This is a genomic window from Methylobacterium oryzae, assembly GCF_036441375.1.
Taxonomy (GTDB): domain Bacteria; phylum Pseudomonadota; class Alphaproteobacteria; order Rhizobiales; family Beijerinckiaceae; genus Methylobacterium; species Methylobacterium oryzae_A.
The window spans coordinates 1,448,014-1,462,334 of sequence record NZ_MLCA01000001.1 but is presented as its reverse complement, the minus strand read 5'-3'; the positions used below and the strand labels follow the sequence as shown (position 1 = coordinate 1,462,334).

The window sequence follows — 14,321 nt, the reverse complement described above, 5'->3', positions numbered from 1 at the left end:
ACGTTTCGGGAGCGCCTTCAATCCACGCCGCGCAGCATGAGCGGCTCGGCCACCATCTTCACCGGCTTGCCGCGCCCGATCAGGATCGCGGCGCGGGAGCGCTCGGGATCGGCCTCGAAGCGCGTGCGGACCCAGCTGACCAGGAACTTCATGTACTCGGAGGCCAGGAGGCGCGCGGCCGGCGGGTTCTGCCACCAGCGGCCGGCGTCGAAGGATTCAGTCACGACGGGGTGCGGCAGGACGCGGTCGCTGTCCTGCAGGGCATGGTCGAGTTCGACCAGCGTCCGCGGCATGTGGTAGTTCGAGGTCACCACCGCGACGGTGCTGAACCGGTGCGCGCGCATCCACCGGCGCGTCTCGATGGCGTTCCCGATCGTGTTGCGCGCCCGGTAATCGAGATCCACGCAGCAGGCGATCAGGGCGCGTTGGGTCGGGTTCAGACGGGCGATCTCGTCGCGGCTGGTCTTCTCGTTGACGCCCGTGATGAGGAGACGCCGCCCGTAGCCGCCCGCGAGCAGGTCGATCGCGTCGCCGATCCGCTGGGCACCGCCGGTGAGCGCCACGATCCCGTCGGCCCGGTCGGTCGGCGTCCGCTCGTGTCGGGCGAGGGCGCTGACGAAGATCAGGAATCCGGCGAACAGGGCCAGCATCCCGAGCCCGGCACCGAGGCTGCAGGTCCAGAGAACGAGCCGCCGCCGGCCGCGCGGGCGCATGACGGCGCGGCGCGGGGAACCCCACTCGTGCCAGGCCCAGCCGACAGCGTCGGTCGTGGGCGGATCCGATGCGCGTAGCATACGCGTGGTCATCCTCCGGAGAATCGGCGCCGATTGCGGCGGCTCGGAGGCCGCTGTCGGCTGTTTCCACACCGCAACCATAAAGTTTCCAGATGGTAAACGCGCTAGGAAGACCCCCTATTTCCACGTTTTCATTACCCAGCAGACCGTCAAGCCAGGAAGCGCCGCACGGTGACGCGCGAGACGACGCCCGTGACGAGGGAGGCGATCACGCCGATCAGGATCACGCTGGCATAGCCGCGCAGCCCGATATGGAACGCGCCGAACAGCGCCTCGACCTCTTGGCCCGCCGGTCCCGAGCGCGCGGCCCGGGCCAGGAGCCCGGCGATCACGAAGGCCACGAGGGCCAGCCCCGCCCCGATCGCGCCGCCGCGCAGGCCCAGGCCGAAGAACCGTCGCTGGAAGGCCCGGGCGATGTAGTCGTCGTCGGCGCCGACGAAATGCAGCACCTCCACGACCTCGCGGTTGCTCGCCATGGCACCGCGGGTCGCGAAGGTCACCGCGAGGCCGGTCGCGATCAGCACGAGCAGCACCAGCCCGATCCCGATCCCCACGAAGGCGTTGGCGGCGGTGGAGAGCCGCTGGAGCCAGAGGGCGTGGTCGTCCAGGCTTGCGACGCCTGGCAGCGCCTCGACGAGGCGTGATCGCAGGCGCCTGAGGTCGGCGGCCTGACCGCCCGCGAGCTTGAGGGCGATCAGCCGCGGCACCGGGAGGTCGGAGAGATCGAGCCCGCTCCCGAGCCAAGGCTCGAGCAGGCGCTCGGCCTCGGCCTTGCTGAACACCCGCGTCTCCGCGATCCCCGGTTCGGCCTTGGCGATGCCGTCGGCGCGGGCGACGTCCGCGTCGACGTCGCGTCCGGGACCGGGCCGAACCTGGATCGTGACCTCCCGCGCCACGTCGCCCTGCCACTGCGCGGCGTTCGTCGCGACCATCTCGGCCGCGCCCGCGCACAGGCCGGCCAGGAAGGTGAGGATCGCGATCACCGCCGCCAGGGAGCGGCCGGCCGCCGTGTCGGTGGGGACCAGCGGCGCGTTGCGGCGCAGGTTGGCCGGCATCGACGGGTCGGGCGGCGCGGCCGATCCACCGGGCCTCGTCCGCGGCATCGCCTGAGTGCTCATTCCTCGATCCGCAGCCGGCCTTCGCCCAGGACCATCCGGCGGGCATCGACGGCGTCCATGATGCCGAAATCGTGGGTGGCGATGATGACGGAGGTCCCGAGCTTGTTCAGCTCCAGGAACAGGCGGAGCAGCCGTCGCCCGAGGCCCGGATCGACGTTGCCGGTGGGCTCGTCCGCGAGCAGCAGGTCGGGCCGCGCGATCAGCGCCCGGGCGATGGCGGCGCGCTGCTTCTCACCGCCCGAGAGCAGCGGCGGCAGGGCATGCATGCGCTCGCCGAGGCCGACCCAGCGGAGCAGCTCCACCACCTCGGCCCGGTAGCTGGCCTCGGCCCGGCCCTGGACGCGCAGGGGGAGGGCGACGTTCTCGTAGGTGGTCAGGTGGTCGAGGAGGCGGAAATCCTGGAACACCACGCCCATCCGGCGCCGGAGTCCGGTCAGCGCCTTCGCGGAGATGTCGCTGACCTCCTCGCCGAAGATCGAGACGAGCCCGCGGGTCGGCCGCACCGACAGCAGGATCAGGCGCAGCAGCGTCGTCTTGCCGGCCCCGGACGGGCCGGTCAGGAACTGGAAGGAGCGCGGCGCGATGCGGAAGCTCACGTCGGACAGCACTTCCGGCCCGAGGCCGTAGCGCATGCCGACATTCTCGAACTGCACCACCGGCCGCTCCGCGCCGGGCAGCAGGCTCTTCATGCTCGCCTGTTGGTTCAAGGCCGTGCCGTGTCTCGTCTGTCCATTCCTCGGGAATCGCCGGAGCGGCGGGCGTTTTCAAGGCCTCGGGGATTTCACCGGCCCTTAACCCTGTTCGGCGACACTTCTTCAAGAACTTCACTGTCCGGCCCGGTCGCGGCCGATCGATGCGAGTATGGCGCCGATGCTGATCGCCTGCCCGAGCTGCGCGAGCGAATATCGCATCGACGCCAGCAAGGTCGGCATGGAGGGCCGCTCGGTCCGCTGTGCGGCCTGCCGTGAGACGTGGTTCATCACGCCGGCCGACGTCCTCGCCGGTCACGAGGCGGAACTGGCCGCGCAGACCGAGACCGAGACCGACCCCCTCGCGGACGCCGCCTGGGAGGAGGCGACCGCCGCGGTGCGGAATGCCACCGACGTCCCGGCCCCCAAGGCCCGACAATCCGCCAAGCCCAGGAAGCCTGCCGGGAAGGCCCGCCGCGCGATCCCGGGCCTAACACCCTCGCTGGCTTTCGGCCTCACGATCCTGGCGGCGATCCCGCTCGTCTGCCTCGCCCGCACCAGCGTGGTCCGGGCCGTCCCGCAGACCGCCTCCCTGTTCGCCCGCATCGGCCTGCCGGTGAACGTGCGCGGCATCGAGATCCGCGACGTCGTCGCCTTCAGCAACCCGCCGGAGGACGACAGCCCTGCGGAACTCGTCATCGAGGGCGACCTCGTCGGCGTCGCGCGCTCGGACGCGCCGGTCGCGCCACTGAGTGTCGAGATCCGCGACGCCGGCGGTCGGACGATCAGGACGTTCTCGGTCTCGCCGCCCCGGGCTGTCCTCGCCGCGTCCGAGACCGCGCGGTTCCGCGCGAGCCTCCCGTCGCCGCCGGCCGCCGGGCGCGCCGTGGTGCTGCGTTTCGCCGACGGGTCCGCGACCCGCTCCGACGCGAAGCTGGCGACTGCGGACCGTTGAGGCGGATCCGCGACGCCCGACTCGGTCCGGTAATGACCCGCCGCGGCTTCACCGATTCGGCCAGCTTCAGCCGCGCCTTCCGCCGCCGGTTCGGCGCGGCGCCGCGGGACGTGCCGGAGCGCCGTTCCTGACGAGGTCAGATGCGGCTGCCGCGCGGGTCGGAGACAGCCCGGCCGGACGCCGCCGCGCCCGCGACCCGCTGCGCGATGCCGACAAGCCCGAGGCCGAGACGGATCGCGACCACGCCGACCCGCGCGATCCGGATCTGCCCGGGCAGCTGGCGCGGGCCGATGGGGCGATAGGCCAGGCGCGGGCTGGCGCGCTCCGCCTCCGCGATGGCCTGCCCGAGGGGGAGGGAGGCGATGCGCCGCGCCTCGGCGGGCGCGATGCCGATCGCCCGCGCCCAGCCGTCGCTCCCCGCGAGCGCCCCGAGCCCGTGCATCCGGCGGAAACGCCGGCGCCAGAGGTAACGCCGCACGGACCGCGGAAAGGTCTCCATCCGGGCGTCGCAGAGCGCGTCGGGCTCCTCGCAGCGCGAGCGGATCGTGTCGGCGACGCCGCCCGGGGCCCGCCCGGCGAGGCGGGCCGAGATGGTCACGCACACGTCGGTGGCGTGCCGCACCCGCAGGCCGTGCTCCAGCAGCCGGGCGATGAAGGCGCCGTCCTCCCCGAGCGGGATCTCCGGCATGCCGCCGACCGCGCAGTAGGCGCGGCGCGTGACCGCGAGGGTCGCGCCGATCGCGGTCCGGTGGCAGGGCCAGGGATCGTGCGGGTCGGGATCGATCCGCGCCTCGGCCTCGGTGATCAGGGCGTCGTAGGTGTCCTCCAGCCGGCCCCGGGCGGGGAGCGACGGCGGCAGCAGCGCCGCCTCCGCCGCGTCGAGCTCGACCCGGCCGGCCACCGCGTCGGCCCCCGCCTCGATCGCCGCGCGGTTGCGCGCCACCCAGTCGGGCGGGACCCGGCTGTCTGCGTCGGTCGACAGGATGATCCCCGCATTCCCCGCATCACCCAGCCAGGCGGCGGCGGCGTCCATCGCCCTGCGCCGGGCCCATCCGGCATGGGCGCCGGAGAAATTCTCGATGCGTACCCGGACCGGGATCGACAGCGTCGGAACCAGCGCGGACACGAGGGCCTCCGTGCCGTCCGTGCAGTTGTTCAGGAACAGCACGACCCCAATCCGCTCCGCTCCCGGACCCTCCTGGCCATCGATCGCCTTCAGGCAGGCGACGATCCGCTCCTCCTCGTTGCGCACGGGCACGGCCACGATCGCATCGGGACCCGGGACGTCTGACAAAGGGGTGCTCGACACCGGTGACAATCTCCGCCGGCCCCGTCGCGGGGGCCGCGCCCGGGCTTATGCCGGAGCTTCCCTGAACGGGACCGGACCGGCGGGCCGGGCGAAGCCTGCCCGATCAGAGAGTCTTCTCGACGAGGCCCTCGATCCATTCCGGCTGCGTCTCGCCGACCGAGCGGCCGACCTCGGTCGCGCCCTTGTAGGCGATCAGCGTGCTCTGCATCCGCACGTTCAGGCGCCGGAGCAGGTCCTTCTGGCTGTCGAAATCGATGTCGAAGATCTGGAGATCCTTGAAACGCGGCTCGGCCGAGAGTTTCGCAAGGACCGGCTTCTGCGTGCGGCAGATCGGGCACCAGGGGGCGCTGACCGCGATCAGCACCGGCTTGCCGCCCTTCTGCGCGGCCTCGAAGGCCGCGTCCGAGAACGGCCGGGTCTCGCCCGCCCGCGCCGTGACGGGCGCCCCGAGCAGGACCGGGCCGGCGAGGGCGAGGCCGATGAGCGCGAGGACGTGACGGCGGCTCTTCATGGGGCTTTCCTCCCGCGACCCCGTCGGAGCGGGGCGCGCTGTTGGAGGGATGCTACGTCGCGCGCGCCGGCGCGTCCCTGTGACCTGAACGCCCCGGCCTGCCGAGAGCCCCGGCGCCGGATCACGTTGTCGAGACGCCGCCGGGCGGCGCGCCGGCCGACCGGTCCTCGTCGGCGAGCGCCGCGACGTCGGCGGGATCGACCGCGTCGAGGGGGCGCCTGATCCGCAGGGCGCGCGTGGGCGCGCCGGCGCGCATCACCAGCACGATGGTCTCCATGTCGGGGCAGCCCGGATCGGCGCAGGCGATCTCGTTGATCGCCAGCGCGTCGGCCTCCCCGAGGCCGAGGGCCGTCCGCAGATCCTCCTTCAGGCGCGCCGCGATCGCGGCCCGCTCCGCCGAGCGGGCGCGCCACGCCTTGAGGCTCACGAAGGCCATGCGCGAAGCTCGTTGTCCTGGGATGGAAGTCCGGGGCCGCAGGTGTAATAATGTTACGCTCGCCCGGAGCGGTCAAGCGTCGCCCCATGCGCCTGAAACAACCGTCGTGTTCGGCGGTCATGTAGAGGCCGACCTCGAAAACCCGACTTCGTCGGTCTGCGGACTCGACAGCGGGGCAGGGGTTCGGTGAGGTGTCATCGGCGCGCGAAGGATGTGAGATCTTGCGACCCTGGCGGGACGGACCGGACGACCGGCGGAGCTACCATCACGGCAATCTGAAAGAGGCCCTCCTGGAGGCCGCGCGCCGGTTCATCGCCGAGCGCGGGATCGGCGGCTTCACCCTGGTCGACGCCGCGCGCCTCGTCGGCGTGACGCCGGCCGCGCTGTACCGCCATTTCCGCGGCCGCGAGGCGCTTCTGGAGGAACTCGCCGGGCGCGGATTCGCGGAGCTCGCCGCGCGCCTCGCGCGCGCCCTGACGTCGCGCGGCACGCCGCTCGAGCGATTCACGCGGATGGGCGAGACCTACCTCGCCTTCGCCGAGGAGGAGCCGGCCTACTACGCGGCGATTTTCGAGACCCGCGGCGCGCCCGCCGGCGAGGCCGGGTCCGGCACGCCGCCCGCGGCCGCCGAGGCGGGCGCGCGGCCGAGCCCCTTCGACCTCCTGGTCGAGGCGCTTCAGGCGACCTTCGCGGACGGTTTCGGGGGCGTGGCGCCGCGCTTCATCGCCCTGGAGGTCTGGGCCCTGGCCCACGGCCTCGCGACGCTCTCGGCCGCCGGACACCTGCCGCGCGGCCCCGGATTTCCCGACAAGTACGAGCTGCTGCGGGCCGGCGTGCTCGCTCTCGTCCACGGCGCGGGGCGCCCCGGCGAGCGCGACGGCGGTGCCGGGCGGCCTTGAAAGGCCCCCGCCGGACCCGCATGTTAACCGCGTTCACATGAACAGCGGAGCACAGCCGTGACCTCTCAATCTTCCTCTCCCTGGGCGACCGGCAGGCTCTGCCGGTCCGGCCCGTTCCCGCGCCGGTCCCTCGAAATCGGCGCGATCGTCGTCGGCTTCATCTACTGGTGGCCGGTCGGCCTCGCGCTGGTCGCCTGGAAGCTCGCCGGCTACCCGGCTTTCGCCGAGATGCGCGACGCCGCGCGCTGGACGGTCTCCGAGTTCGAGGGCGGGCGTCCCGCGTCCCGGTTCGCCCGCGCCTTCGAGGCCGCCAACCGCCGTGACAGCAGCGGGAACGCCGCCTTCGACGAGTACCGCCGGGCCGAGCTCGACCGCCTGGAGGCGCAGCGCCGCGCCCTGGAAGAGGAGAGCCGCGCGTTCTCGGAGTTCGTCGAGGAGTTGAAGCGCGCCCGGGATCGGGAGCAGTTCGACGCCTTCATGGCCAAGCGCCGGTCCGAGGGCGGCAGCCGCCCGGTCTGAACATTCCGTAGCAACGGCGTCCGGGCGGGTCCGCCCGGACGCGCCCCGCGCGGGCGCTGCCGGCACGGTGTCAGGCCGCGCGGACCCTGTCGAGGAAGCGCGCCACTTCGGCGTTCAGGTGCTCGGACTGCTCCGAGAGCCGCGACGCCTCGGTCAGAACCAGCCCGGCGGCGGTCCCGGTCTTCTCGGCGGCGCTCGCGACGCTGACGATGTTGCTGGTGACCTCGCCGGTGCCGGCCGCGGCCTGCCCGACGTTGCGGACGATCTCGTGGGTGGCCGCGCCCTGCTGCTCCACCGCCGCCGCGATCGACGTCGCCACGCCGTCGATGTCGCGAATCCGGGCCGTGATGGTCCCGATCGCCGCCACGGCCTGGCCGGTCGAGGCCTGGACCCGCCCGATCTGGCCCGCGATCTCCTGCGTGGCCCGGGCGGTCTGCTCGGCCAGCGCCTTCACCTCGGTGGCCACGACCGCGAAGCCGCGACCGGCCGCACCGGCACGCGCGGCCTCGATCGTGACGTTGAGCGCCAGCAGGTTGGTCTGGCCCGCGATGGTCGAGATCAGCCCGACGACGTCGCCGATCCGCGTCACCGCCTCGCTCAGCTCCTGGACCAGCGCGCCGGTCTGATCGGCCTCCGCGACGGCCGCCCGGGCGAGGTTGGCCGAGCCGTCGACCTGACGACCGATCTCCTGGACCGACGTGCCGAGCTCCTCGGCGGCGGCCGCCACGGTGCTGACGTTGCTGGCCGCCTCCTCGGCCGCGGCCGCGACGGTGGTGGACTGCCCGGCGGTCTCGGCCGCGGTCTCGGTCATGCTCCGGGCGGTCGCCTGCAGCGCCGTGGCCGCGGTCGAGACCTGCGCGATGATCCCGCCGATGGTGTCGGCGAACCGGTCGGCGATCTGCCGCATCCCGAGGCTGCGCTGACGCTCCGCATCCTGCCGGGCCGCTTCGGCCTCGGCCTCGAGCTGCTGGGTGCGGAGCAGGTTGTCCTTGAACACCTGCACGGCCGCGGCCATGGCGCCGATCTCGTCGCGGCGACGCTGGAACGGAATGTCGGTTCCGACCTCACCCCGCGCCAGCCGCGTCATCGCGTCGGTCATCGCGGCGATCGGCCGCGAGATGTAGAACAGGCCGAAGATCGCCGCGGCGAGAGCCGACACCAGCGCGAGGACGATGCCGGTGACGGCCGCGACGGACGCGGTGTCGACCCTGTTCATCGCGGTGTCGGCATCCTGCGCCGCGGCCTTCTCGTCATAGGCCACCAGCCGTGCCAGGGCCGCGCGGGCGGTGTCGTACAGGGCCACGATGTCGGGTTTGATCAGCAGGGCGGTGGCATCCGCCTGCTGGCCCGCGGCCATCAGGCGGCGCACCTCTTGATCCGCCTTCTCGAACCGGGCCCAGGACGCGTCGAAGGCCTCGTAGTGCCTCCGTTCGTCGGGCGTGGTGATCAGCGGCTCGTAAGCGCTGCGCGCCTCGCGCAGATGCGCGTGCGTCCTGGCGAGGGCGGCCTCGTTGACCGCACGATGCTCCGGTGTGTCCGAGAGCAGGATGAGCCGATACTGCTTGATGCGCACCTCGGAGGCCGCCACCTCGATCGCGCCGACCTTCTCGAGGGAGGGCACCCAATCCCTGGCGAGTGCCGTCGCCGCCTCGCCGATCGCGGCAAGCTGACGGAGAGACATGCCGCCTTGTGCGGCCGAGATGAGTGCGAGTCCCGCGAAGAGAACTGCCAGTATTGCCTTGAGAGGGAGGGACAGGCGCATGAAATCGGTCGGCCAAGTCGGAGGGCAGGACGTTCGCATCGGGCTGACCGACGCGGACGACTGCATTTATAGCCCCCAAATCCGGTGGCAAGTCAGTTCGACGATCACTTTCTAACAAAGTGAACCTATAGATGAGGTCAAAATAGGCGTCTGAATGTCGGAAGATAATTCGGTGACCGCGTATATCTCGATATTACCTGTTGCGAATAGAGCTATCTAATCCGGATAAAAAATTTTCTTATCCGAATGAAACCGTTTTCAACAATAAGAGAATTGCGCCACGTGTGGGTCCCGATGGCCGCGCTCCGCGCCTCGACCGGACCCTTCACATGGTCCGAGGGGATCGCGGCGCCCGCTCCGCCTCCCTGCTCCGGTCACGCCCTTCAGCCTCCCGCGCGGGCCGACGGGACGAGTTGCGCCTCGGCCTCCCGTCCGGCATTGCTGCTCGACCGCAAGGGGAGGGGTTCGGCATGTCGACGGCTCGGGTCATCGTGGTCGATCACCCGCTCGTGCAGCACAAGCTCACGCAGCTGCGGGACAAGAACCGCTCGACCAAGGGTTTCCGGCAGATCCTCAACGAGATCGGGATGCTCCTCGCCTACGAGGTGACGCGGGACCTGCCGCTGGAGCCCGTGACGATCGAGACGCCGCTCCAACCGATGGAGTGCCAGCAGATCCAGGGCAAGAAGCTGGTCCTGGCGCCGATCCTGCGGGCCGGGGTCGGCTTTCTCGACGGCATGCTGTCCTTGGTCCCGTCCGCCCGCGTCGCGCATATCGGGCTCTATCGGGATCCCGAGACGCTGGAAGCTGTGGAATATTACTTCAAGGCGCCGTCCGATCTCGCCGACCGGACGGTGCTGGTCCTGGACCCGATGCTGGCGACCGCCAACTCGGCCATCGCTGCCCTCGACCGCCTCAAGGCCCGCGGCGCCTCGGATCTTCGCTTCGTCTGCCTGCTGGCGGCGCCCGAGGGACTCGCCAAGTTCCAGGACGCCCATCCCGACGTGCCGGTCTGGACCGCGGCCATCGACAGCCACCTGAACGATCACGGCTACATCGTCCCCGGCCTCGGCGATGCCGGGGACCGGATGTACGGCACCCGCTAGGACCCAGCCCCGCGATCCGGCCTCACCGCCCGGCCCGGCGCGATTTGGCGCGGCCCTTGCCGACGACCTGGCGCAGGGTCCGCGCGAGCTGGTCCACCGAGTAGGGCTTCTGGATCAGGTCGAAACCGTGAACGCCCTCCTGCGCCAGCACGTGGCTGTAGCCCGAGGTGAGGACCACGGGCAGTTCGGGCAGGCGCCGCTGCAATTCGCGGGCGAGCGCGATGCCGCCCATGCCGGGCATCACCACGTCGGAGAATACGGCGTCGAAGCGGAAGGGAATCCGCTCGATCTCGACGAGCGCCTCCTCGGCGTTGGTCGCCCAGACGGTCTTGTGGCCGAGATCCTCCAGGATCTGCGTGGCGAAGCGGCCGACCTCGATATTGTCCTCGACCACCAGCACGCAGAGGCTGGCGCCTTCGAGCCCGTGCTCCTCGCTCCGCGGCGCGTCGGACACGTCCGGCGCCTCCTCGGCCTGCGGCAGGTAGAGGGTGAAGGTCGTGCCCTGTCCGGGGCTGCTCGACACGTCGACGTCGCCCCCGGACTGCTTGGCGAAACCGAAGACCTGCGACAGCCCGAGCCCGGTCCCCTTGCCGATATCCTTGGTGGTGAAGAACGGCTCGAAGATGCGCGGCAGCACCTCGGGCGGAATCCCGATCCCGGTATCGGACAGCGACACCGCCGCGAAGGTGCTGCGCGATCCCGCGTGGCCGCGGATCGCCGGCATGGGCCGGTCGCCCGAGAGCGTCAGCGTCAGGGTGCCTTCACCGCCCATGGCGTCGCGGGCGTTCACTGCCATGTTGATCAGCGCCGTCTCGAACTGGCTGAGATCGGCGCGGATGTGGCAGGGCGTGTCGGGAAGCTCGGCCACCACGCTGATGCGCGCGCCCGTCACCGAGTCCAGCATCTCGGCCACGGCCCGCAGCGACGCGCCCAACTCGAACACCTCGGGGCGCAGGGCTTGGCGCCGCGCGAAGGCCAGGAGCTGGCCGGTCAGCTTGGCGGCGCGGTCGACCGTATCCGAGATCGCCTCGACGTAGCGACGGCGGCGCTCCTCCGGCAGCTCCGGTCGCTTGAGCAGGTCCGTGGAGGACTTGATCACGGTCAGGAGGTTGTTGAAGTCGTGGGCGACGCCGCCGGTCAGCTGGCCCACTGCCTCGAGCTTCTGCGACTGACGCAGCGCCTCCTCCACGCGCTCGCGCTCGGCGCTCTCGGACTGGAGGCGGGCATGCGCCTCCGCGAGGGCCAGCATGTTGCGTCTCTGCTCGGTGAGATCCGTCAGCACCCCGCAGAGGAGCGGCTGGTCGCCCTGGCAGGCGAAGCGGCTCAGCGACAGGAAGGTGGCGCTCTCCGCCCCCGCCGCCGCGTGGAGCTCGATCTCCTCGCGGACTGGGGCGTCCATCGCCTGGCGGATCAGCCGGTCGAGCTCGACATCCGCGTGCACGTAAGCCTGGAGCGGGCGGCCGGTCAGGCGCTCCTGCGGCTCGCCGACCATCTCGGCCAGACGCCGGTTGCAGTAGAGCAGGGTCCCGTCCAGCGCCAACGTGAAGGCGCCCTCCTGCATCTGCTCGATCAGGGCCCGGTAGGGGAGGTCCGCGTTCTCGAGCGTGTAGACGAGGCGTTCGTGGTTCGGTCCCTCCACCACGACGGCGTCGAAATCGCCCCGGCGGATGGCCGCGAGGGTCTCCTCGCTCTCCTCGAGCCGAGCCTCGAGTTCGCGGATATGGGCGCGATAGGCGTCGAGCCCGGGCTCGTCGTCGGGCAGCAATGCGTCCACGCCCATCAATGCGGCTCCGCGGCGGACGCGATCTCCAGGCCTCGCAGCACGCGGCCCTCGTCGAGCAGATCGCCCGAGATGCGCCGTTCCGGCCCCGGAGCGAGTCTCAGGAGCGTGGGAGCGGCGAGGATTCCGTCACGTTCGGCGAGGTCGGGTTGCTGATAGATGTCCACGATCTCCAACTCGTAGCGGCCCAGGACGTGGGCCTCGCAGATGCGGCGCAGGACTTCGACGGTCCGCAGCGAACGGGGCGCGGTTCCGGCCACGAACAGACGCAACCGGACGCGATCCGCGTCCGGCGGAGGGGGCGCGGCCGCGTTCAAGGTCGGTCGGCCTTCGGTCGGATATCGAGCCCGACCAGCACCTTCTCGGTGTTCGACAGGTCACCGATGATCCGCTTCAGCGGCGACGGCAGGCGGCGCACGAGGGTCGGGATCGCCAGGATCTGATCGCCGGCGGCGAGCTGCGGATTCTGCATGAGGTCGATGACCTCGATGTCGTAATGGCCCGCCAGATGCTCCTCGCAGAACCGCTTCAGGTTGGTCAGGGCGGCGACGGACTTGGCCGTCTGTCCGGCGACGTAGAGGCGCAGATGATAGTGGCCGGCATCGCGGTCGGGATCGCGGTCCGGATCCGCTTCGGGTGCTTGGCCGTCCGAGGTCGTATCGCTCATTCCGCGGCACTCCGTCGTGCGATCAACGCCTGTTGCTCAGCCTCGAGCGTGACGCCGCGGGCCGTATCCTCCGCGCGGAGGCTCTCCTCTTCGTCCACGGCCGCCTCCAGACCCGCTCTCAGCTCCTCGATCTGGCGCTCCAGGGCTGACCGCCGGCGCGCCATGTCCCGGAGCCGGCGCTCGGTCGCGTCCCGGTGCTGCTGCGCGGCAGCGCGTTCCTGCGCCTCCTGAACCAGGCGTGCCGTCCCGGTGAGGACGCCCGATGGACCAATATAGGCATCCACCAACTGGATCCCGCCCGACGACATGAGAAATTCGCGGATCTGGTTGGAGTGGCTCATGCCCCGCGCCTTGATGACGTAGAGGGTCCGGGTCCGCTCGCCGTTCGCCTCCATGTTCTGGAGCTTGATCCAGGCGTCCATCAGCGAGGACACGCCGAGATCGTTGTCCTCGATCAGGGAGCCGTCGCCGCGCAGCGTGGTGAAGATCGCCGTGATGCCGCGGACCTTGATCAGGTCGATCATGCGCAGGAGCGTCGCCTGCAGCTCGCCCGACGGCCCGCGCAGCGCCGAGATCGGGTCGATCACCACCACGTCCGGGCGGAACTGGTCGAGATCGCGGTGCATCCGCGCGAGATGCGTCTCCAGCCCGAACAGGCTGGGCCGCGCGGCCTCGAAGCGGAGGCGGCCGCTCGCCACGTGCGCGCCGAGGTCGAGCCCGATGGAGCGCGCGTTGCGGATGATCTGGGCGCCGCTCTCCTCGAACACGAAGGCCATGCAGCGCTCGCCGCGCCGGCAGGCCGCGTCGAGAATCGAGGCGGCGAGCATGCTCTTCCCGGTCCCCGCCTCGCCGGAGATCAGGATCCCGGAGCCGCGATGGAAGCCCCGCGGCCCCAGCATGCCATCGAGTCCCGCGATCCCCGTGGAGAGCAGGCCGTCGGGCACCGCGTAGTCGAGATCCGCCGAGGTGACCGGCAGGACGCTGAGTCCCGCCTGGTCGATCAGGAACGGGTACTCGTTGGTGCCGTGGGCCGAGCCGCGATACTTGACGACGCGCAGCCGCCGCGTGGTGATCTGGTCCTCGACGCGGTTGTCGAGCAGGACGACGCAGTCGGAGACGTACTCTTCCAGACCCTGCCGGGTGAGCGGCCCGTCGCCGCGCTCGCCCGTGATGATCGCGGTCAGGCCGCGATCCTTGATCCAGCCGAACAGGCGGCGCAGCTCGGCGCGGAGCAGGGTCGGATCCGTGAAGCCCGCGAACAGGGTCTCGATCGTGTCGAGGACGACGCGCTTGGCCCCGATCGAGTCCACCGCGAAGCCGAGGCGGATGAACAGGCCCTCGAGGTCGTACTCGCCGGTCTCCTCGATCTCGCTCCGCTCCACGCGCACGTGGTCGATGGCGAGGTGGCCGGCGGCGACGAGGCCGTCGAGGTCGTAGCCGAGCGACGCGACGTTGGCCGCGAGATCCTCGGCGCGTTCCTCGAAGCTCATGAACACGCCGGGCTCGCCGTAGCGCGTCGCGCCGTTGACCAGGAACGTCGTGGCGAACAGCGTCTTGCCGCAGCCCGCCGCGCCGCAGACGAGCGTCGGCCGCCCGGCCGGCAGGCCGCCATAGGTCAGATCGTCGAAACCGGTGATGCCCGTCGCGACCTTGGGCAGTGTCGGGGCGGCTTGCGGGTCAGGCACGATGGGCGAAATCCTGGACGTCTCGGGTAAAGGCGGGTCCGGAAGTGCGGCGACGCCCGCCCCGCGAGGGGCCGGTCGGCGCGGTTCTTAC

Annotated in this window: 15 protein-coding genes; 4 read left to right on the top strand and 11 right to left on the bottom strand. The window is 71.2% G+C overall.

What is annotated here, in order from left to right; genetic code table 11:
- Positions 1–17 precede the first annotated feature (17 nt).
- The 3 genes from MOTC310_RS06975 to ftsE form a co-directional block, all read right to left on the bottom strand.
- Positions 18–794, bottom strand: coding sequence for a YdcF family protein (locus MOTC310_RS06975; RefSeq protein WP_331301258.1), 777 nt, complete (start codon positions 792–794; stop codon positions 18–20).
- A gap of 149 nt (positions 795–943) precedes the next feature.
- Positions 944–1,912 carry a cell division protein FtsX gene (locus tag MOTC310_RS06970; protein WP_331290749.1) on the bottom strand — a complete coding sequence of 323 codons (969 nt, stop codon included), beginning with the start codon at positions 1,910–1,912 and terminating at the stop codon, positions 944–946.
- Positions 1,909–2,601, bottom strand: a complete 693-nt coding sequence (gene ftsE / locus MOTC310_RS06965) for a cell division ATP-binding protein FtsE (RefSeq protein WP_020093599.1) — start codon at positions 2,599–2,601, stop codon at positions 1,909–1,911. Before ftsE ends, MOTC310_RS06970 begins: the two co-directional genes overlap by 4 nt.
- A 181-nt stretch (positions 2,602–2,782) precedes the next feature.
- Here ftsE and MOTC310_RS06960 point away from each other — a divergent pair, with 181 nt between their 5' ends.
- Positions 2,783–3,556: a zinc-ribbon domain-containing protein gene (locus MOTC310_RS06960; protein WP_331301474.1), complete on the top strand. Its 774-nt coding sequence runs from the start codon at positions 2,783–2,785 to the stop codon at positions 3,554–3,556.
- 136 nt (positions 3,557–3,692) lie between these two features.
- Here the strand turns inward: MOTC310_RS06960 and MOTC310_RS06955 are convergent, their stop codons facing one another.
- From MOTC310_RS06955 to MOTC310_RS06945, 3 genes are all read right to left on the bottom strand, one after another.
- Positions 3,693–4,874, bottom strand: coding sequence for a glycosyltransferase family 2 protein (locus tag MOTC310_RS06955; protein WP_419539864.1), 1,182 nt, complete (start codon positions 4,872–4,874; stop codon positions 3,693–3,695).
- Between the two features lie 94 nt (positions 4,875–4,968).
- A complete protein-coding gene (locus tag MOTC310_RS06950; RefSeq protein WP_331290747.1) occupies positions 4,969–5,376 on the bottom strand; it encodes a thioredoxin family protein in 408 nt (135 codons plus the stop codon).
- A gap of 121 nt (positions 5,377–5,497) precedes the next feature.
- Positions 5,498–5,812: a hypothetical protein gene (locus MOTC310_RS06945; RefSeq protein ID WP_331301256.1), complete on the bottom strand. Its 315-nt coding sequence runs from the start codon at positions 5,810–5,812 to the stop codon at positions 5,498–5,500.
- A gap of 221 nt (positions 5,813–6,033) precedes the next feature.
- Here MOTC310_RS06945 and MOTC310_RS06940 point away from each other — a divergent pair, with 221 nt between their 5' ends.
- Both MOTC310_RS06940 and MOTC310_RS06935 read left to right on the top strand, forming a co-directional pair.
- Positions 6,034–6,711 (top strand): TetR/AcrR family transcriptional regulator, encoded by a 678-nt coding sequence (locus tag MOTC310_RS06940; protein WP_331301255.1) that lies wholly within the window; start codon positions 6,034–6,036, stop codon positions 6,709–6,711.
- A 57-nt stretch (positions 6,712–6,768) separates the two neighbouring features.
- Complete coding sequence (locus MOTC310_RS06935; RefSeq protein ID WP_331301254.1) at positions 6,769–7,230, top strand: DUF2852 domain-containing protein; 462 nt, start codon at positions 6,769–6,771, stop codon at positions 7,228–7,230.
- A 70-nt stretch (positions 7,231–7,300) separates the two neighbouring features.
- Here the strand turns inward: MOTC310_RS06935 and MOTC310_RS06930 are convergent, their stop codons facing one another.
- Positions 7,301–8,992 carry a methyl-accepting chemotaxis protein gene (locus MOTC310_RS06930; protein WP_331301253.1) on the bottom strand — a complete coding sequence of 564 codons (1,692 nt, stop codon included), beginning with the start codon at positions 8,990–8,992 and terminating at the stop codon, positions 7,301–7,303.
- A gap of 470 nt (positions 8,993–9,462) precedes the next feature.
- On the opposite strand from MOTC310_RS06930, the gene upp reads away from it, so the two are divergent.
- Positions 9,463–10,098: a uracil phosphoribosyltransferase gene (gene upp, locus MOTC310_RS06925; RefSeq protein ID WP_331290742.1), complete on the top strand. Its 636-nt coding sequence runs from the start codon at positions 9,463–9,465 to the stop codon at positions 10,096–10,098.
- A 22-nt stretch (positions 10,099–10,120) separates the two neighbouring features.
- Here upp and MOTC310_RS06920 read toward each other — a convergent pair whose 3' ends face one another.
- Genes MOTC310_RS06920 through kaiC form a run of 4 tightly spaced genes read right to left on the bottom strand, consistent with a single transcriptional unit; the run spans position 10,121 to position 14,230 of the window.
- Positions 10,121–11,878: an ATP-binding protein gene (locus tag MOTC310_RS06920; RefSeq protein WP_331301252.1), complete on the bottom strand. Its 1,758-nt coding sequence runs from the start codon at positions 11,876–11,878 to the stop codon at positions 10,121–10,123.
- Positions 11,878–12,195, bottom strand: coding sequence for a circadian clock KaiB family protein (locus tag MOTC310_RS06915; protein ID WP_331301251.1), 318 nt, complete (start codon positions 12,193–12,195; stop codon positions 11,878–11,880). Before MOTC310_RS06915 ends, MOTC310_RS06920 begins: the two co-directional genes overlap by 1 nt.
- On the bottom strand, positions 12,192–12,545 hold the full coding sequence (locus MOTC310_RS06910; protein ID WP_331290739.1) for a circadian clock KaiB family protein: 354 nt from the start codon (positions 12,543–12,545) through the stop codon (positions 12,192–12,194). The genes MOTC310_RS06915 and MOTC310_RS06910 overlap by 4 nt, the downstream gene beginning before the upstream one ends.
- Entirely contained in the window at positions 12,542–14,230 is a 1,689-nt protein-coding gene (gene kaiC / locus MOTC310_RS06905; RefSeq protein WP_331290738.1) for a circadian clock protein KaiC, read from the bottom strand. Before kaiC ends, MOTC310_RS06910 begins: the two co-directional genes overlap by 4 nt.
- Positions 14,231–14,321: the final 91 nt, after the last annotated feature.

Coding starts and splice junctions, on each gene's coding strand:
- ftsE (WP_020093599.1), bottom strand. CDS start 2,601: ATGAAGAGCCTGCTGCCCGGCGCGGAGCGGCCGGTGGTGCAGTTCGAG.
- MOTC310_RS06920 (WP_331301252.1), bottom strand. CDS start 11,878: ATGGGCGTGGACGCATTGCTGCCCGACGACGAGCCCGGGCTCGACGCC.
- MOTC310_RS06950 (WP_331290747.1), bottom strand. CDS start 5,376: ATGAAGAGCCGCCGTCACGTCCTCGCGCTCATCGGCCTCGCCCTCGCC.
- MOTC310_RS06970 (WP_331290749.1), bottom strand. CDS start 1,912: ATGAGCACTCAGGCGATGCCGCGGACGAGGCCCGGTGGATCGGCCGCG.
- MOTC310_RS06960 (WP_331301474.1), top strand. CDS start 2,783: ATGCTGATCGCCTGCCCGAGCTGCGCGAGCGAATATCGCATCGACGCC.
- MOTC310_RS06975 (WP_331301258.1), bottom strand. CDS start 794: ATGCTACGCGCATCGGATCCGCCCACGACCGACGCTGTCGGCTGGGCC.
- MOTC310_RS06930 (WP_331301253.1), bottom strand. CDS start 8,992: ATGCGCCTGTCCCTCCCTCTCAAGGCAATACTGGCAGTTCTCTTCGCG.
- MOTC310_RS06945 (WP_331301256.1), bottom strand. CDS start 5,812: ATGGCCTTCGTGAGCCTCAAGGCGTGGCGCGCCCGCTCGGCGGAGCGG.
- upp (WP_331290742.1), top strand. CDS start 9,463: ATGTCGACGGCTCGGGTCATCGTGGTCGATCACCCGCTCGTGCAGCAC.
- MOTC310_RS06910 (WP_331290739.1), bottom strand. CDS start 12,545: ATGAGCGATACGACCTCGGACGGCCAAGCACCCGAAGCGGATCCGGAC.